The organism is Asaia spathodeae NBRC 105894 (assembly GCF_025994195.1).
GTDB lineage: Bacteria > Pseudomonadota > Alphaproteobacteria > Acetobacterales > Acetobacteraceae > Asaia > Asaia siamensis.
Genome location: NZ_BAPY01000005.1, coordinates 508,693 through 532,435, shown reverse-complemented (window position 1 = coordinate 532,435; position 23,743 = coordinate 508,693). Strand labels below are relative to the sequence as shown.

General features: G+C 60.1%; 27 protein-coding genes and 1 tRNA gene. 14 read left to right on the top strand and 14 right to left on the bottom strand.

Features of this window, described 5'->3' with window-relative positions; all coding sequences use genetic code 11:
* From AA105894_RS06810 to AA105894_RS06780, 7 genes are all read right to left on the bottom strand, one after another.
* The coding region (locus AA105894_RS06810) for a DUF6538 domain-containing protein (RefSeq protein WP_373316742.1) at positions 1 to 706 on the bottom strand (706 nt) is incomplete at its 3' end.
* An 87-nt stretch (positions 707 to 793) separates the two neighbouring features.
* Positions 794 to 879, bottom strand: a tRNA-Leu gene (locus tag AA105894_RS06805).
* 53 nt (positions 880 to 932) lie between these two features.
* Complete coding sequence (locus AA105894_RS06800; RefSeq protein ID WP_267311021.1) at positions 933 to 1,604, bottom strand: M48 family metallopeptidase; 672 nt, start codon at positions 1,602 to 1,604, stop codon at positions 933 to 935.
* Positions 1,601 to 2,104: a YcgN family cysteine cluster protein gene (locus AA105894_RS06795; RefSeq protein WP_267311020.1), complete on the bottom strand. Its 504-nt coding sequence runs from the start codon at positions 2,102 to 2,104 to the stop codon at positions 1,601 to 1,603. The genes AA105894_RS06800 and AA105894_RS06795 overlap by 4 nt, the downstream gene beginning before the upstream one ends.
* Positions 2,097 to 2,510 (bottom strand): hypothetical protein, encoded by a 414-nt coding sequence (locus AA105894_RS06790; protein ID WP_267311019.1) that lies wholly within the window; start codon positions 2,508 to 2,510, stop codon positions 2,097 to 2,099. The genes AA105894_RS06795 and AA105894_RS06790 overlap by 8 nt, the downstream gene beginning before the upstream one ends.
* A complete protein-coding gene (locus tag AA105894_RS06785) occupies positions 2,507 to 3,490 on the bottom strand; it encodes an extracellular solute-binding protein (RefSeq protein ID WP_267311018.1) in 984 nt (327 codons plus the stop codon). The genes AA105894_RS06790 and AA105894_RS06785 overlap by 4 nt, the downstream gene beginning before the upstream one ends.
* A gap of 113 nt (positions 3,491 to 3,603) precedes the next feature.
* Positions 3,604 to 4,713 carry an ABC transporter ATP-binding protein gene (locus AA105894_RS06780; RefSeq protein WP_267311017.1) on the bottom strand — a complete coding sequence of 370 codons (1,110 nt, stop codon included), beginning with the start codon at positions 4,711 to 4,713 and terminating at the stop codon, positions 3,604 to 3,606.
* A gap of 74 nt (positions 4,714 to 4,787) precedes the next feature.
* Here AA105894_RS06780 and AA105894_RS06775 point away from each other — a divergent pair, with 74 nt between their 5' ends.
* The 9 genes from AA105894_RS06775 to AA105894_RS06735 all read left to right on the top strand — a co-directional run bounded on the left by AA105894_RS06775 (position 4,788) and on the right by AA105894_RS06735 (position 12,131).
* Positions 4,788 to 5,066, top strand: coding sequence for a hypothetical protein (locus AA105894_RS06775; protein ID WP_188424478.1), 279 nt, complete (start codon positions 4,788 to 4,790; stop codon positions 5,064 to 5,066).
* Positions 5,067 to 5,201: 135 nt separating this feature from the next.
* On the top strand, positions 5,202 to 5,633 hold the full coding sequence (locus AA105894_RS06770) for a hypothetical protein (protein ID WP_267311016.1): 432 nt from the start codon (positions 5,202 to 5,204) through the stop codon (positions 5,631 to 5,633).
* A gap of 268 nt (positions 5,634 to 5,901) precedes the next feature.
* Positions 5,902 to 6,096 carry a DUF1656 domain-containing protein gene (locus AA105894_RS06765; RefSeq protein ID WP_025840443.1) on the top strand — a complete coding sequence of 65 codons (195 nt, stop codon included), beginning with the start codon at positions 5,902 to 5,904 and terminating at the stop codon, positions 6,094 to 6,096.
* Between the two features lie 72 nt (positions 6,097 to 6,168).
* Entirely contained in the window at positions 6,169 to 7,080 is a 912-nt protein-coding gene (locus AA105894_RS06760; RefSeq protein WP_188424482.1) for an efflux RND transporter periplasmic adaptor subunit, read from the top strand.
* A 2-nt stretch (positions 7,081 to 7,082) separates the two neighbouring features.
* Positions 7,083 to 8,606, top strand: a complete 1,524-nt coding sequence (locus AA105894_RS06755) for an efflux transporter outer membrane subunit (protein ID WP_267311015.1) — start codon at positions 7,083 to 7,085, stop codon at positions 8,604 to 8,606.
* 117 nt (positions 8,607 to 8,723) lie between these two features.
* Entirely contained in the window at positions 8,724 to 9,653 is a 930-nt protein-coding gene (locus AA105894_RS06750; RefSeq protein WP_267311014.1) for a DnaJ C-terminal domain-containing protein, read from the top strand.
* Positions 9,654 to 9,656: 3 nt separating this feature from the next.
* Positions 9,657 to 9,803 carry a hypothetical protein gene (locus AA105894_RS06745; RefSeq protein WP_267311013.1) on the top strand — a complete coding sequence of 49 codons (147 nt, stop codon included), beginning with the start codon at positions 9,657 to 9,659 and terminating at the stop codon, positions 9,801 to 9,803.
* A gap of 65 nt (positions 9,804 to 9,868) precedes the next feature.
* A complete protein-coding gene (locus AA105894_RS06740; RefSeq protein ID WP_267311012.1) occupies positions 9,869 to 11,401 on the top strand; it encodes a peptide MFS transporter in 1,533 nt (510 codons plus the stop codon).
* A 103-nt stretch (positions 11,402 to 11,504) separates the two neighbouring features.
* Entirely contained in the window at positions 11,505 to 12,131 is a 627-nt protein-coding gene (locus tag AA105894_RS06735; protein WP_188424492.1) for a POTRA domain-containing protein, read from the top strand.
* Between the two features lie 129 nt (positions 12,132 to 12,260).
* On the opposite strand, the gene AA105894_RS06730 is transcribed toward AA105894_RS06735, so the two are convergent.
* Genes AA105894_RS06730 through AA105894_RS06720 form a run of 3 tightly spaced genes read right to left on the bottom strand, consistent with a single transcriptional unit; the run spans position 12,261 to position 14,729 of the window.
* Positions 12,261 to 12,839: a DUF1643 domain-containing protein gene (locus AA105894_RS06730; protein WP_267311011.1), complete on the bottom strand. Its 579-nt coding sequence runs from the start codon at positions 12,837 to 12,839 to the stop codon at positions 12,261 to 12,263.
* A 46-nt stretch (positions 12,840 to 12,885) separates the two neighbouring features.
* The gene (locus AA105894_RS06725; protein WP_267311010.1) at positions 12,886 to 13,455 is read right to left on the bottom strand and encodes a peroxiredoxin; all 570 of its coding nucleotides are present in this window, start codon (positions 13,453 to 13,455) and stop codon (positions 12,886 to 12,888) included.
* A gap of 23 nt (positions 13,456 to 13,478) precedes the next feature.
* Positions 13,479 to 14,729 (bottom strand): transglycosylase SLT domain-containing protein, encoded by a 1,251-nt coding sequence (locus AA105894_RS06720; RefSeq protein WP_373316746.1) that lies wholly within the window; start codon positions 14,727 to 14,729, stop codon positions 13,479 to 13,481.
* 319 nt (positions 14,730 to 15,048) lie between these two features.
* Between AA105894_RS06720 and AA105894_RS06715 the strand changes: the two genes are divergently transcribed.
* On the top strand, positions 15,049 to 15,849 hold the full coding sequence (locus tag AA105894_RS06715) for an ABC transporter permease (RefSeq protein WP_267311008.1): 801 nt from the start codon (positions 15,049 to 15,051) through the stop codon (positions 15,847 to 15,849).
* Between the two features lie 5 nt (positions 15,850 to 15,854).
* Positions 15,855 to 16,631 carry an ABC transporter ATP-binding protein gene (locus AA105894_RS06710; protein ID WP_267311007.1) on the top strand — a complete coding sequence of 259 codons (777 nt, stop codon included), beginning with the start codon at positions 15,855 to 15,857 and terminating at the stop codon, positions 16,629 to 16,631.
* Positions 16,632 to 16,633: 2 nt separating this feature from the next.
* Here AA105894_RS06710 and AA105894_RS06705 read toward each other — a convergent pair whose 3' ends face one another.
* On the bottom strand, positions 16,634 to 17,548 hold the full coding sequence (locus AA105894_RS06705; protein ID WP_267311006.1) for a class I fructose-bisphosphate aldolase: 915 nt from the start codon (positions 17,546 to 17,548) through the stop codon (positions 16,634 to 16,636).
* A gap of 238 nt (positions 17,549 to 17,786) precedes the next feature.
* On the opposite strand from AA105894_RS06705, the gene AA105894_RS06700 reads away from it, so the two are divergent.
* The 3 genes from AA105894_RS06700 to AA105894_RS06690 are packed head-to-tail and all read left to right on the top strand — an operon-like array spanning position 17,787 to position 20,080.
* Entirely contained in the window at positions 17,787 to 19,169 is a 1,383-nt protein-coding gene (locus tag AA105894_RS06700) for an amidohydrolase family protein (protein ID WP_267311005.1), read from the top strand.
* The gene (locus AA105894_RS06695; RefSeq protein WP_267311004.1) at positions 19,166 to 19,480 is read left to right on the top strand and encodes a hypothetical protein; all 315 of its coding nucleotides are present in this window, start codon (positions 19,166 to 19,168) and stop codon (positions 19,478 to 19,480) included. The genes AA105894_RS06700 and AA105894_RS06695 overlap by 4 nt, the downstream gene beginning before the upstream one ends.
* Before the next feature lie 12 nt (positions 19,481 to 19,492).
* On the top strand, positions 19,493 to 20,080 hold the full coding sequence (locus AA105894_RS06690; RefSeq protein ID WP_267311003.1) for a molybdenum cofactor guanylyltransferase: 588 nt from the start codon (positions 19,493 to 19,495) through the stop codon (positions 20,078 to 20,080).
* Here the strand turns inward: AA105894_RS06690 and AA105894_RS06685 are convergent.
* The 3 genes from AA105894_RS06685 to AA105894_RS06675 are packed head-to-tail and all read right to left on the bottom strand — an operon-like array spanning position 20,077 to position 23,680.
* A complete protein-coding gene (locus AA105894_RS06685; protein WP_267311002.1) occupies positions 20,077 to 20,556 on the bottom strand; it encodes a nitrate reductase associated protein in 480 nt (159 codons plus the stop codon). The genes AA105894_RS06690 and AA105894_RS06685 overlap by 4 nt on opposite strands.
* On the bottom strand, positions 20,556 to 21,404 hold the full coding sequence (gene fdhD / locus AA105894_RS06680) for a formate dehydrogenase accessory sulfurtransferase FdhD (protein WP_267311001.1): 849 nt from the start codon (positions 21,402 to 21,404) through the stop codon (positions 20,556 to 20,558). The genes AA105894_RS06685 and fdhD overlap by 1 nt, the downstream gene beginning before the upstream one ends.
* Positions 21,401 to 23,680, bottom strand: a complete 2,280-nt coding sequence (locus AA105894_RS06675; protein WP_267311000.1) for an FdhF/YdeP family oxidoreductase — start codon at positions 23,678 to 23,680, stop codon at positions 21,401 to 21,403. Before AA105894_RS06675 ends, fdhD begins: the two co-directional genes overlap by 4 nt.
* Between the last annotated feature and the right edge of the window lie 63 nt (positions 23,681 to 23,743).

Here is a 23,743-nt window from a genome sequence, read left to right as displayed (position 1 = left end):
GCGTGCCGCGTTTCGTATCCTCTGAGCGATTGGTATCCGGGTAGATAAAACGCTGCGCAGCCATGCTGACCGTCAGAAGCTTTGAGCGGGAACCAGAACTTGTAAGCTTTTTCCCTGGAGTGGATGGCTCGCGTGGGTCTGGTTCAGCAGTCAGCGGCACTGGGGCAACAGGTTCGCGCTTCCCGGCCGTTCCAATGTCGACGACGATGCTTTTCAGAAGATTGACCTGAGCGGCCAGATTAGCGGCCTCCGCACGCGCTTCAGGCAGATCCTTCTTCACGATTTTCCGCATCGTTTCGAGCCGTTCGGTATCCTTGGCAAGATAGGGGCCGATGATGGAGAGAAAACGCGTCACGAGGTTGTTGAACTCGAGGAAGCGTACCTGAACCTCTGTCATTTCCCTCTCATGCTTGAGTTCGAGCAGGCGCATTTCGATGGCATGGGCAGACTCGGTATCGCGAACGAAGCTCTCATAAAAAGTGATGATTTCGTCTGGTGTGGGCGGTCGGGCTTTCGAGTCACTCATGGCGCGCACCTTGTCGAAGAACTGTCCGGTCCGGTCATACAGCTGTGCCGCCCGTCTGCGAGCCTCGAGTTTAGCCGAAGTATCGAGCGAAAGGGAGATCTCGGACCGCCCCATGAGAGGCTGGATATCCTTCGGCACGGCCCTGCGGAAATGGTAGCGGGACCCGATCAGACGCAGCATCAAACTTTCCCATTCTGGGAAGAATTCCGGGAAAACCCCGGTTTGACGCCTCGAGAGCCAAAAAACCTATCAATTTCAATGAGATAGTGGTGCGAACTATGGGACTCGAACCCATACGCCCTTACGGACTCGAGATTTTAAGTCTCGTGCGTCTACCATTCCGCCAAGTTCGCACAGCACGGGCTTGCCTCTAGCACGGGGGAGGAGGTGTGCAAATCCCCAATGGTCAGCCCAAGGCGAGCAGTCCTGCGCCGTGCTCCTTGAGCCAGTTCTGTGCGTCGCGCCTCTCGGGATGGAAACGCTCCACATGACGCCAGAATGCACGGCTGTGGTCGAAATGCGTAAGATGAGCGAGTTCATGAATCATGACGTAGTCGCGCACGTTTCCGGGCATCAGGGCGAGGCGCCAGTTGAGCATGATCCGGCCCGTGCGGGCGCAGCTTCCCCAGCGCGTCCGGGCATTGCTGCACACGATACTGGTGGGGCGACATCCCATTGTAACGGCATGCTGGCTAAGTTGCGGGGGCAGGCTGATGGCTGAATGATGTTTCATGAAAAACAGGACGCGCGTCTCGAAGCGGTCGATCGCACCGCCTATCGTCAGGCGTGACGCTTCCAGTAACGCCGGTCGGCGCTGATCCGGGTCGTGATGCAGGGTGATTTCATGGTCATTGAGTGTGATCGTCTGCAAAGGCACAAGCCTCGGCGCTGCAGGCAGTGCAGCGAGTTTCTTGTCTATCCAGACAGAATGCGCAGAAACAAACTCCTCGGCGCGTTTGAGCGAGAGTGAGAGGGGGCAGGTAACCACGGCTTGTCGCAGCACAGGGTCTATGCGCAGCGAGAGGCGGCGCGCTCGCGCAGAGCGACGCCAGAGGATGGGACGGTCTCCCGTGTTCACCACTGAGTCTTGCGCGGCTTGCGCCTGCGTTTTTTGCGCGCAACGCCTGCGGGGATCTCCGCGGGCCAGTCGACAAGATGATCTTCGAGCAATCCGGCTTCGCGTTCGCTGATCATCTTGCCGCGTCCGGAAATACCCGCTTCATGGATGGATTCCGCAGAACCGGATCGCAACGGATGCCATTCGGGCAGATCCTGGCCATCGCGTATCAGAATATAGGCGCAGCTTGGTGGTAGCCAGTCGATATCGGCCAGAATGTCCGGGGTAAGCGAAACGCAGTCGGGCACCTTGCGAAAGCGGGTTTCATAGCTGGAGCAGCGGCAGGATTCGAGGTCGAGCAGGCGGCACGCGACATTTGTAAAATAGATCGCATCGTTTTCCTCGTCGCGCAGCTTGTGAAGGCAGCATTTGCCGCAGCCATCGCAGAGTGACTCCCACTGCTCTTTGCTCATGTCTGAAAGAGAGGTGGTCTGCCAGAAGGGGAGCGCAGTGTCAGCCATGGGTGAAGCTCGCAAGAAACAGGCAAAGCGTCAGACATAAGGCAAAGCAAAGACCGGACAGGGCTACTGGAAGACGCAACAGCGGCAGCCATAGATGGCGTATCCTGGCTGAACGCCCCATCCCCAACCCCGCTGCGGCGCGGGAAAGCCCCTCGATTTTGCCTGAAAGACGCAGGGTGACGGGCAACAGACAGAAGGGAACAATCAGAAAGCCCGCGCCAAACAGCGCGCCCTTATGCACGGCCCCTGTCCGGATGACGCTCAGCCAGCATGAGCCGACCAGCCCGCCAGAGGCACTTGCAACGAGAAGGCATGGCAAGGCCCCTGGTGCGATCACCCGTAACAGGGCCAGAACAACAAGACAGAAGGCCGCTCCTGCAACAAGGAGCGCAAGCGCGACCATCATGGCGTCGCAGTCAGCCAGGTTTGAAAACGTTTTTGCAGGGCGTCGAAATTGATGGCCCAGAAACTGTCGCTCATCGCGAGACTGCCCAGATCGCGTCCATCCTGGGGGGCATCCTGCGTGTCGTCATGCAGCGGCGTCTGATCGCGCAGCATCTTGATGATTGCGTCTGTCTGATCGGAGGGCACATTGCGAGGGATCGCCCAAGACAGCTTCTGGCGAAGTGACTGACGCCACTGGGCCGCAAACGATAGTTTTGGTCCCAGATCGGCCAGTCGGTCGAATGGGGTCGAGAGCATGAGGGCTGCACCGCTGTTCATGATGCGGCTTGCCTCTTCGGCGGTGCGCCACCACACGAGATAGGGTTTGAGTTGGTCGAGCTTGCGAAAGGCACGTTCAACCCCTGAAGGGGAGGAAAGAACGCTATAGACGTCGCGCGGTGCGACCCCGTCCGCCATCAGCGCAATCTCCAGCGTGCCACGCGGGTCTAGGCGCAGGGCGCGCTTGCCCGGATGGCGGGCAATATCCCAAAAATCGTTCCAGTCCGGTGCCGTGTCCCCCAGACGTCCGCGATCCCAGGCCAGAACGATGCTTTCTTCCCCAGCCTGAATACCGCAGGGAGAAGTGGCGGCCATATGTGAGGCAGGCGATGCGCTCGGCGCAGGCAGGGTCTGCACCACGCCATCACGGCAGGCAGCATAAAGCGTGGTGTTGTCGATCATCGCGGCCAGCCAGGGGGCCGTACGCGCCTGAGCGGCCGCGCGCAATGTGGCGAGACTGCCATCCCACTCGCGCAGCGGATAGGGCTGGTCGGGCATCAGAAGCGAATGCGCGTCGATACTACCCGATATGACGGCTAGAACGGGCCGGGCTGTGGCGGCTGTGCGGCTGGCTTTCTTTGCCTTGGCATGACGCACGACATGATGCGCGGCGTGATGCGGCGTCGCCAGGGCAGAGAGGGGCAGGCACAATGTCAGCGCCATCGCCCAGCCTGCACGTCGCAGCAAAGCAGGGCGCTGGCGGCCATGTCTGGAAGAGGGTGAAGACGCGTGCAGGAAACACCCTTTCCGGGCTGAAGGTGAAAGCAGGACTGCCCTTATAGATCGTCTTTCATGGGAAAGGCCACAGCCTGACTAGCCTGCCATGCAAGTTGCAGCGACGCGCCCTGGGTGACGCCGCGCATCGACTGCAGAAGCGGGCGGCGCATCTCGATTTCACCGCCATCGGCCAGACGCAATCTGAAGCGGATATGCTCACCCGTATGCAGAACCGACTGGATGCTTGCCAGCAAAGGGGCGGGCTCGTCGTCGCCTGCCATGGGGGCGCCGAAAAGAGGGGTCATGCGGTCAGGACGTATGCAGAGAATACACAGCGCATCCTCGGCAAGTTCGGTATCGGCCATGGCCTCGACCACACCGCCACAGGCGAGGTGAATGCGGGCGATATCATCCTCAATTTCAAGCACTCGCCCGGTAAGGAGATTTGCCTCGCCGAACAGGCTGGCACTGCGGGCGTCACTGGGGCGTTCCATCAATGTGGTTGCGTCGGCACATTGAACCAGCGCGTGCCGGTCAAACAGGGCGATGCGCCCGCCAAGCCAGAGCGCATCCTCGCGACTGCGGGCAGCATAAACAAGAGTCAGCCCCAGCGCCCGTTGCAGTCTGGCGACCAGATCGCGCGTCTTGCCGGCCGCACGCAGGTCGAGTTCGCTTAACAATCCGTCGATAACAAGCACTGAAGGCGCCCCGGCCAGAGCCCGGGCGAGCTTGAGCCTGACGGCTTGCTCCGGCGTCAGCAGATCCGCACGCTGGTCGCTCTGTGCATCAAGGCCGACAAGGGCCAGCATTTTCCCGACGGTCGTATCGACAAGCTGTGCCGCAGCGCCTTTGGCGCGCAGAGCCAGGGCAATATTGTCGACAACGTCGAGATGGCCAAAAACCGGGTCTCTCGGTGAGACCAGCACAATGCCCCGCTGCTCCGGAGAAACGCTGGTAACGTCCTGCCCGTCGAGAAAAATGCTTCCGCCTTCTGGTATCGCGAAACCCGCAAGCACATCACAGAACAGGCTGAGACCCTGAGGGTCATTGCTCAGAAGGCTGAGCGCTTCTCCCTGACCAAGGCGCAGGGAGAACGGCTCTGCAGCCTTTGCAAGGGCGAGCGCCTCGATCACGAGCGGGAATTTGCGATCACGTGATGACGCAGACATGAAACCTCGCCTCTCTTCAGAGCGTTTGAGCCTCAACCAGTAGACGCGGTTCTCGCCGCGCAAGGAGTTGTGACATGAGCAAGACAGACGTCAAGCACACCGCCGATGCCGCTGCCAAGTCGGCGCAGGAGCAGATCGACAGCCTCAAGAGCCAGCTTGAACAGCTTCTGAAGGACCGCATCAACCCGGCCCTGCTCGATGTTGCCGACCGTGCCGATCAGGCAGTTGCCAATGCACGCGAGATCACCGATGTTCAGCTGCATAATGCTGAAGCACGCGTTCGGGCCCGCCCGATCGCTGCTGTTTTGATTTCTGCCGTCATTGGCTTTATTGCAGGACGTGTCTCCAAATAGGCTGTCCTCTCGGAGACAGGGCGGCCTCTCGTTCCAACCCGTATACGGGGCGGGCAAGGGGGTCTGTCCTGTTTCAGACCCGATCTTGTGGCTTCGCCCCTGATACGATCACACGATAAAGGCTAGCGAATCTCCATGAAGGTCATCGATGTCGGGCAGGAAGCCCTCAAGGCACAGGGTGAGGTGATGCAGCGCGTGGCCATGCGCATCGGCCGCCGTGTTGCCTATTTCATCATTGCCGCCATCTTCGGCCTGTTCGCCCTGGTTTCATTCCATGCGGTACTCTGGGCCTTCGCCTATAGCGTGCTGCATTTCTCGGCCTTCGCCGCTGCCTGCTCGGTGCTCGGGATCGATCTGCTTTTCGTGATCATCTTCGCGCTTCTGGGTACGCGCAACATCGCCGACCCGGTTGAGTTCGAAGCCCGTCTGCGCCGCGACCGCAAGATGATCGAGTTCAAGCAGACACTTGCGCTCTCGACCCTGATGGGTCTTCTGGTTGGTCCGGTGGGGCGTTTTACCGGCAAGCAGATCTTCGTTGCGTTACGGAATATCTTCGCCCGACGGTAGGAGCCATAAAGCGCTTGTGACTATTCTTGCCGGAAATCTAATGCAAAATTCAGGTTTGCCTTCTGGCAGGAGCGTTCTGTTTCTTCTATGACCTGTCGGCAGGTGCTTCAGATCGATTGTCCGAAGCGCCCCGGGTTCGGTCAGGTCGTATCATCTGGTGTCCGCATCCTGGCGAGATGATGAAGAACTCCGCTTTTCCATCAAGCCGGGCCATGCTCTCCTCTTTCTGATCCCGAAAGGTCGATGCTGAAAGGGAAGAGGGAGGCAGATGCTCGCAGAATTCAATCTTTTCGGCGTATTGATCTCTCCCATCGCCGTCTATTCGCTTGCCGCGATCCCCGTGACCCTGTTCATCCGTTTCCTGCTCTGGCGCACCGGCGCCATCGAGTGGTTCTGGCATGTCGCCCTTTTCGAGGTGGCGCTTTATGTGTGCGTGCTGTGCCTGATGGTGCTGTATGTCTGAACAGCCAGAGCCTCTTACGGGTTCCCATATAAGCCGATCCACCCCCTCACATCATGGCAAGGAATCTCCTTCGTGCTGCTCGCCCGTACGCTGATCCGTGTTTTCCTGACATTAGCAGTGCTCGGGGTAACGCTCCTTCTGGGCTACACGCTGTGGGAAACTTACATGATTGCCCCCTGGACGCGTGACGGGCGTGTGCGTGTCTATGTTGTGGACGCAGCGCCTGAAGTCTCGGGTACGGTTGTCAGCGTGCCGGTGCATGACAATGATTTCGTACATCGCGGCGATCCGCTTTTCGTCATTGATCCGGTCAGGTTCCGCCTCGCCATCAGAGAGGCTGAGGCCCATCTCGCCAGTGCGGAAGAAGACCTGAAACTGCGGCGTAATGATGCCAAGCGTCGCATGGGTCTGAACGGTATCGTCTCTGCCGAAGAGCAGGAAATCTACAATTCGAATGTCGAGACGCAGGAGGACGCGGTCAATGCGGCTCGGGCGACGCTCGATGTGGCGCGTCTGAACCTCCAGCGTTCGATCGTCTACTCACCTGTCGAAGGCTATGTGACCAACCTCAACCTGCGTGTGGGCGATTATGCCCATGAGGGCCAGTCGCGCATGGCGGTGATCGATGCCGACAGCTTCTGGATCAACGCCTATTTCGAAGAGACGAAGATGTGGGGCGTGCATGTGGGTGACGTCGCCCGCGTCAAGCTCATGGGATATCGCGAGATCGTGCCCGCGCACGTGGTCTCCATTGCCCGCGGCATCAATGACCAGAACGGCTCGCCGGACAAGCTCGGCCTGCAGGACGTCAACCCGATCTTCACCTGGGTGCGCCTGGCGCAGCGCATTCCGGTGCGTATCCACCTCGATCGTGTCCCGCCTGAGGTCATTCTTGCGGCAGGCATGACCTGCACTGTTACGGTCGGCACGCCTCCCCAGGGTCAGCGCGGGCGACTGACCACCTGGCTCCAGAACCATCTCTGATCATGGTTCCTCTCCCACGCAGGCTCGCCGCCGTCGCCCTCGCAGCCTCTCTCCTGGCAGGCTGCACGGTTGGTCCAAACTACACCCCTGACCGCATGAAGCTGCCAGACGGGTTTGTCGAAGCCGATCACGCCGCCACCCCTGAGGAAATCGCCCGCACGGAAGCTGAGATGAAGGAGTGGTGGGGTCAATATAACGACCCTCTGCTCAACAGGCTGGTCGCTCAGGCCATCAAGGGCAATTACGATCTGCTCATTGCCGATCAGCGCATCATCGCCGGGCGTGCGATGCGTGAAGAGGCGGCTTCGGCCTGGTATCCGCAGCTTGATGTCAATGCAGGTGGTGGTTCGAGCCGTTACTCGATCAACATCGATAACTGGCCGATCCGCCCAGGCAACCCCCAGAACCGCCCCGAGGCGTCAGTGCTCACCTATGGCGCTCAGGCCAGCTGGGAGATCGACGCATTCGGCCGTATCCGTCGTGAGGTTGAGGCCAGCGAGCGCGCCATCGATGTCAGTATCGAAGATCGACGCGCCACGCTCATGACACTGCTTTCCGATCTGGTGCGGGCGTATATCTCGCTCAGAGGGGCGCAGCTGCGTCTGGCGATCGCGCAGGCCAATGTGAAGAATGCCCAGAGCGAGGTCGATCTCACCAAACGACTCTATCTCGAGGGTATCGGCAATACACTGCAGACGGCGCAGGCGCAGAGCGAACTCGACAGCGAACTGGCGTCGCTCGAGCCGCTGAAATCCCAGGTCGATACGCTGAGCCACGGCGTGAGCGTGCTGCTTGGCGATATGCCGGGCGATCTCAAGGCAGAGCTTGAGGCGTTGCCGAACGGCACGGCCTCGCTACCGGTCATGCCGCAATTTCCGGCAACGCTGCCATCCATCGTCGTGGCCAACCGTCCCGATATCCGCGCGGCCGAGCGTGGTTACGCCGAGGCGACAGCACGTATCGGCGTGGCTGTTGCCCAGCTCTATCCGAAATTCTCGATCCCGCTGACATTCAACCCGAATGCCTCGGCCATGTATCAGGCGTTTCAGGTCAATGCGATGAGCTGGTCATTCATGATGCTGGCGACCCTGCCGGTCATGCATGGCGGGCGTTTCACCTCGCAGGTTGTCGAGGCGCGTGCCCGCGCGGAGGCGAGCAGGCTTACCTACCGCAAGACAGTACTCAATGCCTTCCGCGAGGTAGAGGACGCCATGACGTCATGGCTGCATAATGATCATTACGTGGCCCAATTGCATCAGGCATCCATCGATAGCGGGCTTGCTGCAGACCGTGCGCGGCGTCTCTATGCGGCAGGTCTGACCGATTACATCAATGTGCTGACCACCCAGCGTACGCTTCTGGGCGCCCAGGACCGCGAGGCCGTTGCCCGCACTGCCCGTCTGCACGATACGGTGGCTCTTTATACCGCCATGGGGGCGGGGTGGCAGGGTCTGGCCCTGCGTGACACGGCCTTGCCAATCGATGCCGCCAAGCAGAGTATTCTGGCCAAGGCGTTTTCCCGCTAGGGCCGGTCGCGATGGCTTGTTGTTCCGGGATGAGGGACGCTCTTGAATTGTTTCGCGCCGGACCGATATAAAACGTATGAAATCTGTAGTATTCACGAATAATGAGGAGAAACAGGCGTGAAAGATCCTTATGCAGCGCTTGGCCTGACGCGCGGCGCCACGGATAAGGAGATCCGCAGCGCCTATCGCAAGCTCGCCAAGGAGCATCATCCAGACCACAATCCGAATAACAAAAAGGCCGAAGAGGCCTTCAAGGCCGTCGGTGCTGCCTATGGCATTCTAGGCGACAAGGAAAAGCGGGCGCGTTTCGACCGCGGTGAGATCGATGCCGAGGGCAATGAGCGCGGTCCGTTCGGCCCGGGCGGTGGCGGCGGTTTCCGCGGTGGTCAGGGTTTTCCTGGCGGCGGTGGCGGTCAGTTCAACCAGGAAGATCTGGGAGCGTTCTTTTCCGACATGTTCAGCGGTGGCGGCACCGGGGCCGATTTCGGAGGTGGGCCCTTCGGCGGTGGCGGTCGTCGTCGCAGCCGTCGCGGTGCCGATCGCTCCTATACGCTGACTGTCTCGTTCGAGGATTCCGTGCTGGGCACGACCAGCCGTGTGACCTTGCCGGAAGCCGGAACGGTCGAGGTCAAGATCCCTGCCGGTATCGAAGATGGTCAGACCCTGCGCCTGAGTGGCAAGGGCGCAGCGGGAATAGGCGAGGGCGCTCCGGCCGGTGATGCGCTCATCACTATCTCGGTGACGCCAAGCACCGTCTATACGCGAGAGGGGCGCGATCTACGGGCAAGCGTGCCAGTCGATCTCGGCACGGCCATTCTGGGTGGAAAGATCGTGGTGCCGACGCCCAAAGGTCAGGTGACCATGAAAGTGCCGCCCCATTCTGATACAGGCACGGTACTGCGCCTCGGTGGGCGCGGTGTCGCCGAGCATGGCGGACACAAGGCGGGTAACCTCTATGTTACGTTGCAGGTCCGGATCGGCAAGGTCGATCCGGCACTTGAGGAGTTTCTGGCCAGGCAGCAGGCCCTGCAGGGCGAACAGGCCTGATCCATGCCCTTGAAGAGCAGCTTTTTCGACTGGAAACTGGTCTTTACCCGCGAAGTGATGGGGGCAGTTGTGGCGCTTCTCGCCACGGCGCTTCTGGTCCTGCTCTGTTATGGCGGGATGCGTATCTCGGGTGTCTGGGCGGGACTTTAGACTTTCGCTCCCTCATGAGTGTGATATCTCCGGGCAACTGATTTTCATTTGTCCGGACATTCCTCATGAGTTCACTCCCCTCATCCGCGCTGCCGACACGACGACAATCCTTTTCGGTCGTGTTTGCCATCGAGCTGTGGGAACGCTTCGGCTATTACGGCATGCAGGCCGTTCTCACGCTCTATCTGGTGCAGCGTCTTGGACTGAGCGATGTGGCTGCGAACGTCATGATCGCAGCCTTTGTCGGACTGACCTACATCACGCCAGTACTTGGTGGCTATGCGGGGGATCGTATTCTCGGGCCGCGCCGCACCATGCTTATGGGGGCCTTTGCGCTGATCTTCGGTTATGCTGCGCTCGCTCTGGCTGACCAGCATCGCCCCTTGCTCTTCTTCGCGATGGCCCTGATTTCGGCAGGCAACGGGTTGTTCAAGCCCAACGCCGCCAATCTGGTGCGACGGATCTATGAGGGCGACGATGCGGCGCTCGATGCCGCCTTCACCATCTATTACATGTCGGTCAATGTGGGCTCGACGGTTTCGATGCTCATTACGCCGCTGCTTCAGGATCGCTATGGCCCGGCCAGTGCGTTTCTGACCTGCTCCGGCGGTCTGGTTGTAGGGCTGCTCTATTATTTCTGGCGTCGCCAGTGGATCCACCATGCAGGGTCTGCTCTGGACCAGGGGCCGTTCCAGATGCGGCCTTTCCTGATCGTTCTTGGCGGCTTTGTGCTGACCGTTCTGGTTCTGACCGGCATCATTGCAAGCCCTGGCATCGCGCGGCTCTGTGTCTGGGCAGCCAGTATCGCCATCGTCATTCTCTGGGGGCGGCTCTATTTCCGTTCCGGGACACAGGCCCGTCCGGGTCTGCGTCTGACCTTTCTGCTCTGCCTCGAGAGCATGGCCTATCTGATTTTCTATCAGCAGATGATGACCTCGCTCACGCTCTTTGCCCTGCGTGCGGTCGATGGCGATCTGCGTATCGGCGGTGTGACCCTGGTGCATCTGAGTGCCGGGCAGTTTCAGGCGCTCAACCCGATCTGGATCATGCTGGCCAGCCCGGTTCTGGCAGCGCTCTACAACCGTCTGGCCGCTCAGGGGCGCGATCTGTCTCTGGCGCACAAGATGGTGCTGGGATTCGGACTGGTCACGCTCGGGTTTTTCATCTGGTGGATTGCCGCGTCCCATACGCAAGATCTGGTATCGGCCTGGGTCATGGTGCTTGGCTATGGTCTCATTTCCATTGCCGAATTGCTGACCATGGCGCTCGGCCTCGCCATTATCGCGCGTTATACCGCAGCCGAGAGCAGCGGTTTCATGATGGGGTCGCTCTATCTGGTCTGGGGCATTGCCATGTATGTGGGCAGCCTCGTGGCCAATTTCGCGGCATCGACGGGCGAGCCCGCCTCTGGCGCTGCTGCCGCAGCCCTCTATGTGCCGCTTTTTCGCGATCTCTTCATCGCCGGTCTGATACTGACCGGGCTGCTGGTCTGCCTCCTGCCTTTGGCCAAACGCTGGGATCGCGAACATATGGCGGCGATGGGTGCTTCGGCGATACCGGGCGTCCCCCCGGCCATGCCGCTTGAGGTTGAAGACTGATCTGTTGCACGGCCCTGCCCGTAGGGGCAGGGTTTTGCCAATCGGTCGGGAAGATGCCTATCATCCCTGCGCTCAGAACGAGCCTGTTCAGAAGGACGACATCATGAAGCCGAGCTCACGTTACGCCCTCGCCGGTCTGGCCCTTATTGCCGGAACGGTTGCATCGCCCTGCCTGCCTGTGATCGGCGCCGCGACGCCTGCCATGGCTGCCAGTGCACCGGCTGCAGACGCACCGCTTACGCTCAAGATTCTCAAGGTCGAAGGCAATAATGCCATCACCACCGCAGATATCATGGCGGCTCTTCCCTACCATGTGGGCGACACCGTTACGCGCGAGCAGCTTGATGCCGGGGTGCAGAAAGTGGCCGACCTCTACAAGGCCAAGAATCTCGGGGCGAAATTCAGCGAGAAAGAGCGCTTCGTAAAGAACACGGTGCAGTTCTATCTCGTGATCGAGGAGCAGGCTCCGAGTGCGGCTCCGGCCCCGGCCCCGTTCGTTCTCGACAAGGTCGAGTTCGTTGGAAACAAGCAGGTGCCCACAGCTGAACTCGAAGCAGCAACAAAGCTGCATCCGGGCGCGACCGTTACGGCAGAAGCGGCGACGGCTGACACGGTTGCTATCCAGAAAGTCTATCAGAAGCATAATCTTGGCGTGCAGATCCAGCCTGTGGCTACGCAGCCCAACCACGATAATCACGTCGTGCTGACCTATCAGATCACCGAGAAGTAAAAAGGCGGGCCCCTCAGGGGGCTCATCTCGCCTTACGACGCATTGTCTTCAGGCTGTTCGCGTCGGCCGCCTATGAGCGGTATCGCCACGCTCTGCAAAGAGCGTGGCATTCATGATCCATCGGATCGTCTAATCCGATGCCAGCGTAGAAAAAAACGTATCTTCCAGCAGGGTTGGTTCCAGCGTTCCTGGCAGGTAGAGCGGATGTTCCGGGCGTCCACCCTTGCTCAGGCGCATCACGTACAGACGGATCCCGGCCTCGTGCAGGGCAAGAGCCACCTCGTTGCCCTGCGCGCGCAGGGTAGGGTGGGTCGGGGAGCCATAGGCGAGAATGACCTTGTCGGCTTCTCTTGCCATGGCGAGTAGCGCCTCATTATTTCCAGGCCCTACCGGATCGTCCACTTCGAGCAGACGTTTCTGATCGGTACAGCGATAAGCGAAACTATTACCCACAAACATCGCGCCATAGCCCCAGCTGCGCGCATAGCGCTGGCATTTGGCAACGGTACGATCATCGCCGTATTCGGTCGCGACAGATGGGTTCATCATCAGCCACATGATGCTGGGCTTGCGCTCGTCCCAGACGCGGTGAAGCCTGTAACGATAACAATCGCGCGGACCGTCATAGACAGCCGTGCTGACAACATCGTCCTGAAGGCGCAGGGCCCTGGAAGACCCTACGTGATGAGTCGGGGTTTTCTGATCCATAGGCGGCAGACGCGCTTTCCCATGCCGTGAGAAAGCGCGGAAATCCTTATTTCTTTCTGTTCTTCATCGTGTCGGCCTTGAACGTCTTGAGCGCTGCGAGGGCTTTCTCGACGTGATTGCCGGGGGATTCCGAACTGATCGTCGCGATGATCTGGCCTTCCGGCGCGATCACATAGGTCACGCGCTGGGCGATATCGAGCATCGGCATCTTGGCGTCGTAAAGGCGTGTGACCTTGCCTTCGCTGTCAGAGGCGACAGGAAACTGTCCCTTGATTTGACTGACCGAGAAATCATCGAGCTTGCTGATCTTGTCCATGGACACGCCGATGACGCTGGCACCGAGTGCGGTGAATTGCGGCATGGCGTCGGCAAAACCGTGTGCTTCCATGGTGCAGCCCTTGGTGAAGGCCGCCGGATAGAAATAGAGAACTACCGGCCCTTTGGCGAGGGCGTCACGCAGGGTGTACTGCACCTCCTTGCCGTTCTGGGTGGCTGGCAGGGTAAAATTGGGGGCTTCAGCGCCCTGCTTGAGTTCTGCCTTTGCAGCAGGTGCTGCAAGAATCAGGGAAAGGCCAAGCAGGGTCTTCAGGGGGACAAAGGCTAGACGACGGGACATGCGATCTCCGCACAAGATCAGGGTCAGAACGATGATCCCGGAGAGACGACCACGCAGGGCGTGTCGCGGCCCATCTTCCGGCAGGCTGCCACGGCATCGTCATGGGAGAGATTGAGCAGACGCGCTCTGTAGAGATGGGCCCGCCCGGACTGCACCGTGGAAACCTGACTACGTGCGCCGGAGAGCGAAGTTCCAGCATGAGTCTGCGCCTGCGCGACGGCGCGCGTTGCCTGGACGGCAGAATTATAGGCACCGACCTGAATGGCCCAGTTCCCGGGCTGCACGCTGCGCGGTGCCGATTGCGTCCGGGTTTCGCGCTGCACAGGTCGTGGCGTCATGACAGCAAGCACGGGCTCAGCCGAAAGGCTGCGTCCGACCGGAATGGGCTGAACAGGCGCACGACCCGCCCATGCCTGGGCAACGTTGTCGGACGAGGCGCCGTCGTCATCCTGGGTGTTCGCGCTTGCCATCTGCACCGGAGCGCTACGTGACGGCGTGGTTGCTACGACACCACGGGCAGCCCAGGCAGCACTGACCGACGAACTGCTGGCTGCGGGCGCTTCGGCCACCTGCATTTCCTGCTGGTCGGCACGATAGGTCGCTGTCTGGGCCTGCTGGCGCCACGCCGCACGGACAGACGCCGTCTCGCTGTCACTCTGCGCCACCATCGTCGCAGCAGAGGGGTCGTGCTGAGACACAAGAAGATCGGCAGCAGATCGGTTGCGGGGCCAGATGCCAGCGATCTGAGGCCCGACATGGGCGACGTAACGCCGTGTCTCGCGCGGCAGGGAGCGACCGCGACGCAGATAGGAATCAAGGCTTCCGGGGCCGTCATTATAGGCGGCAAGAAAGCCCGGCGAGCCATAGATGTTGTACATCTGCCGGATATAGGCCGTGCCTGCCATGATGTTGTCATGCGGGTCATAAGCGTCATCGCCCAGATTATACTGCGAGCGCATGTCGTCATAGGTGGGCGGCATAAGTTGCATCAGCCCCATGGCGCCGGGCGCTGACGTGGTGAACTGTCCGTTGCGGTCATATAGCCGTCCGCCGGATTCCTGCATCATCACCGAGCGGATCCACGTGCCTGGTACGTCGAATCGCGCTGAGGCTTCCTCGATATACGGGCCCCATGGGTCTTCCGGCGGGCCAGGCGGCGCGTAATACGATTTTGCGTGTTCGCGGTAATCGGCCGCCTCCTGGGCAACAGGAATCTGCGGTCTCTGAGGGCCGTTGGCGCAGGCCGACAGCAGGGCCGCAGCGCCCGTAATCATCAGCAGGCGTGAAGATTTCAGCCCCGAAAACAGGAACCGGCCGGCTTCTTCTTGTCCGACCTTGGCATTCAAACGGCGAAAACGGGTCATGATGGGCTTCACCTGATGCAAACCGAGCGTAAACCGCATTCTGCGGCAGGAATGCGGCAAAACTACGGAGCCCTGTTCGAGAAAGATAGCAATAAATTGACGGGAACTCTTTCGATTTCTGCCAGTGCTGCGCGGCAGGCCTCGATGGTTGCGGAAACGGGGCTTATCCGCTAGGGCGAAACCCTTGAAACGTCGCAGAATATGAACCCGCAAAATCCCCTGGAGGGACATGAGCCAGAGTCGATATGCCCGAGCATGGGATGATCTAGCATCAGGTCTGCGCTCCTGGCGGCTCGCCGCCACCCTCGGCTGGACCGATGTCAGGCTGCGCTATCGCGGCTCCGTGCTTGGCCCGTTCTGGCTGACGCTCTCTGCACTGGTCATGGTGGTCTCGATGGGCGTGATCTATGCCCGTCTTTTCCACATGAATCTGCGCGAATATCTGCCTTTCCTGTCTCTTTCCATGGCGCTCTGGCAGGTCGGCTTGTCGAGCCTGCTGCTTGAGTCCTGCACCTGCTTCATTGACGCCGAAGCCAGTATTCATGCGATGAAGCTGCCCTTTTCGCTTCAGGCGCTGCGTCTTCTGGTGCGTAATGCCATCGTGTTCGCCCATAGCATTGTCGTGCCGATCGGTGTTTTCATGATCTATGGCGTCACGCCCGGTCTGATCAGTCTTGTATCGCTGCCGGGTCTGGCACTGTGGATGATTGACGGTTTTGCGTCCTGTTTGCTGCTGGGTGCGCTTTGCGCACGCTTTCGCGACATTCCGCCCATTATGGGGGCGTTTCTCCAGATCGCCTTTTATGTGACGCCGATCATATGGAAGCCATCCCAGCTCTCACCGCATCAGAGCGCTCTTCTGATGCTCAATCCGTTCTACGATCTGCTGGAACTCGTTCGCGCACCGATTTTCGGTACCCTGCCGTCGCTTCCGGTCGTCATGATCTCGGTCGGCCTGAGTGCGTTCTGGTGCGTCATTGCCTTCCTGTTTTTCGCCAGGACGCGTGCGCGTCTGGCTTTCTGGGTCTGAGTTCCATGCCCCTGATCCGCCTGATCGATTACTCGCTGACCTATCCGATGTTCCACGGCAGCGCTCGCTCGCTGAAGAAGAGTCTCTTCAAGGGGGTCAGGAACAAGGTTGCAGACCGGAAGAGTGCCGGTGGCAGTATCGTCAGCAACTCGGATACGACAGTGGTTCTGGCGCTGAGCCAGTTGACCCTCTCGATCGAGTCTGGCGAACGTGTCGGGCTGATCGGGCATAATGGTGCAGGCAAATCGACGCTTCTGCGTGCGCTTGCCGGGATCTATGAATCATCGCTGGGCGTTTTGCATGTCGAGGGCGATCTTCATGCGCTTCTGAGCCCGCAGGCTGGTATGAACACCGATCTCACAGGGCGTGAGAATATCCGGCTCTATGCGCGCTATATCGGTCTTAGCGATGCGGCGACCGTGGAACTTGAAGCCGACGTCGAGGCCTTTGCAGAGCTTGGGGCGTTTCTTGATCTGCCGGTGCGGCTCTATTCCTCAGGGATGGCAATCCGTCTGGGCTTTGGCCTTGCGACAGCACCCCGGCCTGAGGTTCTGTTGATGGATGAGTGGTTCATGGCGGGCGACTCCCATTTTCAGGAGAAGGCACGCGAGCGTCTGACCCGCCTTATCGAGCATGTGCGTATTCTGGTCATCACCTCGCACTCACTCCCCATCCTGCGTCAATGGTGCACACGCATCATCTGGATGGAAGGCGGGCGCATCCGTATGGACGGCCCGCCAGATCTGGTGATTGACGCCTACAAGGCTGTCAATCACGGCTGATCTCAGCCCTTGAAGATACCAGTGATCGAAGCGAGCAGCGCAAGGGCTTCCTCGCGAGGGCGCTGGAAGGTGTTGCGGCCGATGATCGATCCAAAACCGCCGCCATCATGAATACCGCGAATGGTGTTGAGCAGCGCGTCGGTCGTTGCATGTTCGCCGCCTGAGAAGATGACGATACGACGCCCGGCAAAGGTCGATTGCACCACGTGGCGGACGCGCGCTTCCATGGTCGAGATGTCGATCTTCTGCTCGAGATAGACTGCCTTGGCGGCGGGCAGCGAAAGGGCGTCGGTCGGGGGTTTGACCTTGATGATGTGTGCGCCGCACTCGGCAGCCATATGGGCTGCATAGGCGCAGATATCGATGGCCGTCTCGCCCGCCTTGTCGAGCATCGGCCCGCGCGGATAGCTCCATACGATCACGACCAGGCCAGCAGCCTTGGCTTCCTGGGCCAGTTCACGCAGCTCGTTCATCTGGTCGAAGCAGTATTCACTGCCCGGATAGATGGTGAAGCCTATGGCCGAGCAGCCGAGACGCAGCGCGTCGGCGACGGTGCCAGTGACGGCCTGGTTCTTCTCGGTCGCCAGCGAGTTCGAGCTGTTGCATTTCAGGATCAGCGGAATCTGACCGGCAAAGGTCGATGCCCCGGCTTCAAGCATGCCGAGCGGCGCCGCAAAGGCATTGAGCCCTGCCTCGATCGCGAGGGAGAAATGGTAATGCGGGTCATAGGCCGGGGGGTTGGCGGCAAAAGACCGCGCAGGCCCGTGTTCGAAACCCTGATCGACCGGCAGGATGACCAGCTTGCCGGTGCCTGCCAGCACGCCCGTATTCATCAGACGCACGAGATTGGCCTTTGTGCCGGGGTTATCGGCTTCGTAATTGGCAAGAATGGCTTTGACCTGGGGTGTCAGCGACATGCGGCGCTCCTGTTTTATTATTGGCCAGCCCATGGGGAAGGTGACCGAAGGACTATAACGCTTTCTAACTGTCGCCACCCCGATCCGTTTCTTGCGACACCCGAACTAGCCTTCACAGATTCGACATCGGTTTTTGCAACGATGCATCCCACGGGGGGCTGCCGCGTTCACGCGGCACCTCCGTCCGCGCCCTGCCGCGCCACTACCAGCCTCTCAAGAGGGGAGGGAGAAAGGAAAGATGATGCGACATTTCGGCCTGCTCACCTGCCTTGCGGCTGGTACCTGCCTTTTCTCTCCCTCCGTGATGGCCGAGCCGGTTGCGCTGCTTCATGCCCGACTTGTCGATGGAACCGGAGCCGCCGCAAAACCGGATATGACGATCATCATCGACCATGGGCAGATCGTATCCATCGGTCAGGCGCCTGAATCCGGGGTCAGGACACTCGATCTTCATGGCAAGACGGTCATGCCTGCGCTTATCAGCGACCACAGCCATGTTGGCCTTGTCGACGGGATGACCACGGCCTCGCGAAACTATACAAGGGCGATCATTCTCGCAGCACTTGAGCAATACAGACGCTATGGGGTGCTGACAGTCACAGCCCTGGGGCTGAATAAATCGCCGCTCTTCGATCAGCTTCGTCGTGAACAGCATCAGGGCGTAAATCCCGGCGCAGATCTTTTCGGTGTCGATCAGGGCATTGGTGCCCCGGGGGGCATGCCGCCAGAAGCGATGGTGGACAAGATGGGTCATGATCAGATCTTCCGGCCTCATACGCCTCAGGAAGCGCGTCAGGCCGTTGATCGCATGGCGGACGAAGGTACGGATTTCGTCAAGATCTGGCTCGACGATCTGCATCTCACCAATCCTGCCAAACCACCTCTGCCGTTGCTGGGTGCGCCAGTGTGGCAGGCCGCGATGGCAGAGGCCCATAAGCGGCATCTGCGGGTCGCCGTGCATATTCATGACCTCGATCTCGCGCATCAGGCTCTGGCGCACGGGGCAGATATCCTCGCCCATGGTGTTCGAGACAAACCCGTCGATACGGCTCTGATCACCCAGCTCAGAACAACCGGGGCCTGGTACATTCCAACCCTGTCGCTGGATGAGTCGACCTATTACTTCGCCGAGCATCCTGAGGTTTTGAGCCAGAGCGTCGTATACGACGCCATGTCGCCCGCTCTTCGGGATACGGTGGCAGACAAGAACTGGCGCAAATCCACGCTTGCCAAACCCGCCTCGGCCGCTGCCCACGGGGCTCTGGCGATGAACGAGCGCAATCTTCTCGCCCTTTATCGCGGGGGCGTGCATATCGGTTTCGGCACGGATTCAGGGGCAACTCCCCTGCGTCTGCCGGGCTTTGCCGAGCACCGCGAGCTGGTTCTGCTCGTGCAGGCAGGCCTCACGCCTCTTCAGGCCATCAACCTCGCAACCCAGCAGGCAGCAGCGCTTCTGGGGCTGCAGGATCGTGGCGTGTTGGCCGTCGGAAAACGGGCAGATCTGCTGGTTATTGACGGCGCTCCGGATCGAACCATATCTGATATCGACCTGATTTCTCAGGTCTGGCAGCGCGGTACGCCTGTCTCTGACGGACTCGTTCCTAAAGGAAAGACACCATGAACCGTCATCTCGGGGCTTTACTGGGGGCAGTGCTTCTTGCCTCTCCCTCACTCGCCCTCGCACAGCAGGCTCCCGGCCGTTACGCCGATGGCACTGGGAACAGCGTGATTGACCGCCTGAATTCGTCGCAGCTCAACGATAACTACAAGGGGCCATATTACCATCGAGGGGAGGCACCGCCAGCCTTCAGGCCGGTGCAACTCCCGCCGGAGCCGCCGCCACCGCCGCCGCCTCGGCCTCTCCCCCGTCATCGGCATCATCCACACCCGGTTCATCCCGGCTATGCCCTGCCTGTCCCTCCGCCGCGCTGATCAAATCCGGCGATGACCCACGCGGTCATTCTGGCTGGGGGAAAGGGGAGCCGGCTTGGCGGATGCGACAAGCCGCTCCTTCCTCTGGGGCAAGGCACAGTGCTCGAGGCACTGTTGAAGCGTCTTCAGCCGCAGGTATCGAAGACGGCGCTCGCTATCAGGGGCGACCAGGCCGTCTATGATTCCTGCGCCTTGCCGCTTCTGCGTGACGAGGTTGCTGATTGCGGTCCTCTTGCGGGCATCATTTCGGCGCTTGCCTGGGGGCAGTGTGAGGGGGCCTCCAGTGTGCTGACCCTCCCCGGGGACACGCCTTTCATACCGGAGGATCTGCTGCACAGGCTTTCGCCGGGGCCATCCTTCGCTATGAGTCTGGGCCGAACCCATCCCCTCGTGGCGCTATGGCCTACCAATTGCCTGCCTCTCTTGCGCGGCCATGTTCAGGCTGCTCTCGCCTCAGGAGATCGGCGCCAGATGGCCGTACGTTGTTTTGCAGCCCGGCTCGGCATGCGTCCGGTCTCGTTCAGCGATGAGGGGGGAGATCCGTTTTTCAACGTCAACTACCCCGTCGATGTCGAAGCCCTCGCGGCGCGGGGAAGCTAGGCCGCTGGGAGGAGGTCAAACTCCCTGAGCGCTGGCACGAAATTTTCGTTTTCGTGGCGAGAACGGGCCAGCTTGACCAGCGCAAAGCGCTGCAGGGGGTGCAGGGTCTTCCATGTGGCAAGATCGGGGGGAGCAACATCGTCCTGTTCCGCCTGCGCCAGAACGCAGCCAGGAACAGAGGTGGTCTCGCGCCACAGAGACTCATCATTCGCGCCAAGTGCCTTGGAGGGCTCATCGCAATGCGCTTCAATGAAGGCGATCAGCCTGTCACGATAGACGATCTGTTCCGAGGGAGTCTCGCAGGCGAGATGCATGAGGTCGCGACGGATCTCCGCTGGCAGCTGACTCCATTGCCTCAGGCTGAGCTTGATACCGCAGCAATCGAGCTTGAGGCGTACGCGCATTGGGATGCAGCGTAATGTTCCGGCAAAATCCTGTTCGAAGGCAAAAAAATCAGCGTTTGGGTCAAAACTCATCAGGCGCTCATCTCGACAGCTTCCGGTTTGATCAGACGATGCGCCCCGCAGAAAATGGCGAGGCGATCGGGGCGGGCATTGCCAATAAGGGTCATGTCGGCCTTGCGGGCGATCTGAATGGCGCGATCCGTCGGCGAGGAAATCGCGACCAGTGTGGAAATCCCCAGCGTCAGCGCTTTTTCGACCATGTCATAGGAGCAACGGCTCGTCACAAGGCAGAAACCGCGACCAGGATCGCGTGGTGACTGGCTGAGGATTCCGATGAGCTTGTCCAGGGCGTTATGGCGCCCGACATCCTCACGCACATAATGGATCACCCCATCAGGCGCTGCCCAGGCTGCGGCGTGGACCATATGAACCTTCTGGTTCAGCACCTGCAACTCGGGCAGGGCGGCGAGCGCCTTGCGAATGGCGGGCACCAGAATGCTATGGGCGGAAAGGCTTGCCCCGGGGGTTGCGATCTCGTTGAGATCGGTCACGCCACACAGGCCGCAGCTGCTGCTGCCCGTCAGAAGTCGTTGCCCTCTGCGGATCAGTCGGCTGAAATCGACGCCAGGAATGCGGATATGTGCCGAGAGCTGGTCTTCGTACCGTTCGATATGACAGGAAATCAGATCCGCCGGTGTGGCGATGATCTTTTCGGTCAGAACAAAACCAAGCACGAAATCATGAAGATCGAGCGGTGTGACCATCATCACCGCATAGACATGAAATTCGTTGAAAATCAGCGTCAGCGGCGTTTCTTCCGCGATGCCGAGCTCGATGCGTTCCTGAACGCCGTCAGACCCGATCGTGACGGCATGGCGCAGCAGATGTGCGGCGGCAAGGCTGTCAGGTCGTATCGTCATGGCGTCCTCGCCGCTGGGATCACGCGCACAGGAATCGATTTGGCAGCCGGTGTGCCGCTGATTTCATCATAGTGATTGAGCGGCAGAAGGGGGTTGAGTTCGGGATAATAACCCGCGATTGCCCCGCGTGGCATCGGGTAGGCGATAACCACCAGATCATCCACGCGCCGGGAAATACCGTCTGTCGAAAGCGTTTCGAGGCTTACCACCATCTCCTGCTCGAGACCGCGTTCCGCCATGTCTTCATCATTCATGAACACGACCATGCGGGTGTTATAGATGCCGCGATAGCGATCATTCATGCTGTAGATCGTGGTGTTGAACTGGTCATGCGAACGTATGGTCGACAGGCGCAGCATGGCGTCATCCTCGACCGCATCATCAACGGCCAGCCCGGGAAAGAGCAGGAAGCGGGCCTTGCCACTTGGCGTTTTCCAGACCCGGCGACGCGGCGGTATATCGAGGTGAAAGCCCTGCTTGTTGCGGATGCGTGCATTGAAATCGGCGTAGATCTCCGGATAGACGGCAGCAATCCGGTCTCGGATCAGGCTGTAATCATCCGGGAAAAGGGCCCAGGGAATGGGGCTTTCCGGCAAGGTCGCCTGCGCCATGCCACAGACGATAGCCACTTCCGAGAGCAGGTCAGGGCTTGCCGGTTCCAGCACACCACGTGATGCCGTCACAGTCGACATGGCATCTTCGATTGTGATGAATTGCTCGCCCGTTGCTTGACGATCAATCTCCGAGCGGGCGATCACAGGCAGGATGAGCGCATCGCGCCCATGCACGATATGGCCACGATTGAGTTTCGTCGCGATCCCCACGGTCAGGTTGAGGCGACGCATCGCCTCATAGGCGCGCGGGGTGTCGGGAATGGCATGAATGAAATTACCGCCCATCCCGATAAAGACTTTCGCCGTGCCTGCCAGCATGGCCTCGACCGATTCAACCGCATGGTGGCCATGCGCGCGTGGGGGTTCGAAACCGAAGACGTCACGCAGACGGTCGAGATAGGCCTGGGTCGGTTTTTCATCGATCCCTACCGTACGGTCGCCCTGCACATTCGAATGGCCGCGAATAGGGGCGATCCCGGCGCCTTTCTTGCCAAAACTCCCGCGCAGCATCAGGAAGGCGGCAATCTGCTGGATCATGCGCGCGCCCTGCTGATGCTGGGTAATGCCCATGCCAAAGCAGATAATCGTCGCGTTGGAACGCGCATAGATTGCTGCAGCGCGCCTGATCTGGGTTTTTTCTATGCCTGAAACCCGTTCGATTTCAGACCAGTCCAGCTGCATGATTTCTTCGCGCCAGGCGGCAAAGCCTTCTGTATGCGTCTCGATGAAAGCATGATCGAGAACGGCTTCACCTGCTGCGTCGCTCTCGAAAAGCGCTTTTGTCATGCCCTTGAAGAAGGCGAGATCGCCCCCGATGCGGATATGCACGAACTCCGTCGCGATGGCGGTCGAGCCGCCAGTCGCCATGGGCACAGGATCCTGCGGTTCGGTAAAGCGGATGAGCGCGCGCTCCGGCATCGGGTTGACCACGACGATCGGCACATTGCGTTTGCGGGCATGGGCAAGCAGCCCCATCATGCGCGGCGAGTTGGTGCCCGTATTCTGACCGACAATGAAGATGGCTTCGGTATGCTCGAAATCATCCATCACCACGGTGCCCTTGCCGATGCCTATGGCACCGGGCAGCCCGCGGCTGGTGGGCTCGTGGCACATGTTCGAGCAATCGGGAAAGTTGTTGGTGCCGAAGCTGCGCACGAAAACGGAATAGAGAAAAGCCGCCTCATTCGATGTGCGGCCCGACGTATAGAACTCTGCCTGATCAGGGGAATCGAGCTGACGCAGATGGCGGCCGATCAGGTCGAAAGCTTCCTGCCAGCTACAGGGAACGTAATGATCCGTCGTCGGATCGTAACGCATGGGCTCTGTGAGGCGGCCCTGCTCCTCCAGCCAGTAATCGCTCTGCTCAGCGAGCGCCGATACGCTGTGTTCGGCGAAAAACGCCCGTGTGACACGCCTCTTGGTCGCCTCGACCGCAAGTGCCTTAACACCATTCTCGCAGAACTCGATCTTCTTGTGATGTGTCGGATCGGGGAAGGCGCAGCTCGGGCATTTGAAGCCCCCCGGCTGGTTCATGGAGAGCAAAGCGCGCGAGCCCTTGCCGACAACGCTCTGTTCCAGAAGGGCTTTTGCTGTTGCCCTGACAGCACCCCATCCACCTGCCGGATGATGATACGGCTTGTAGATGGTCTTGCGATCGGGCATCGGGCGGTTCTCCGTTCAAGGGGCGGCGCCTGCCACCATATACGTATGAACCTTTCCAGCGTG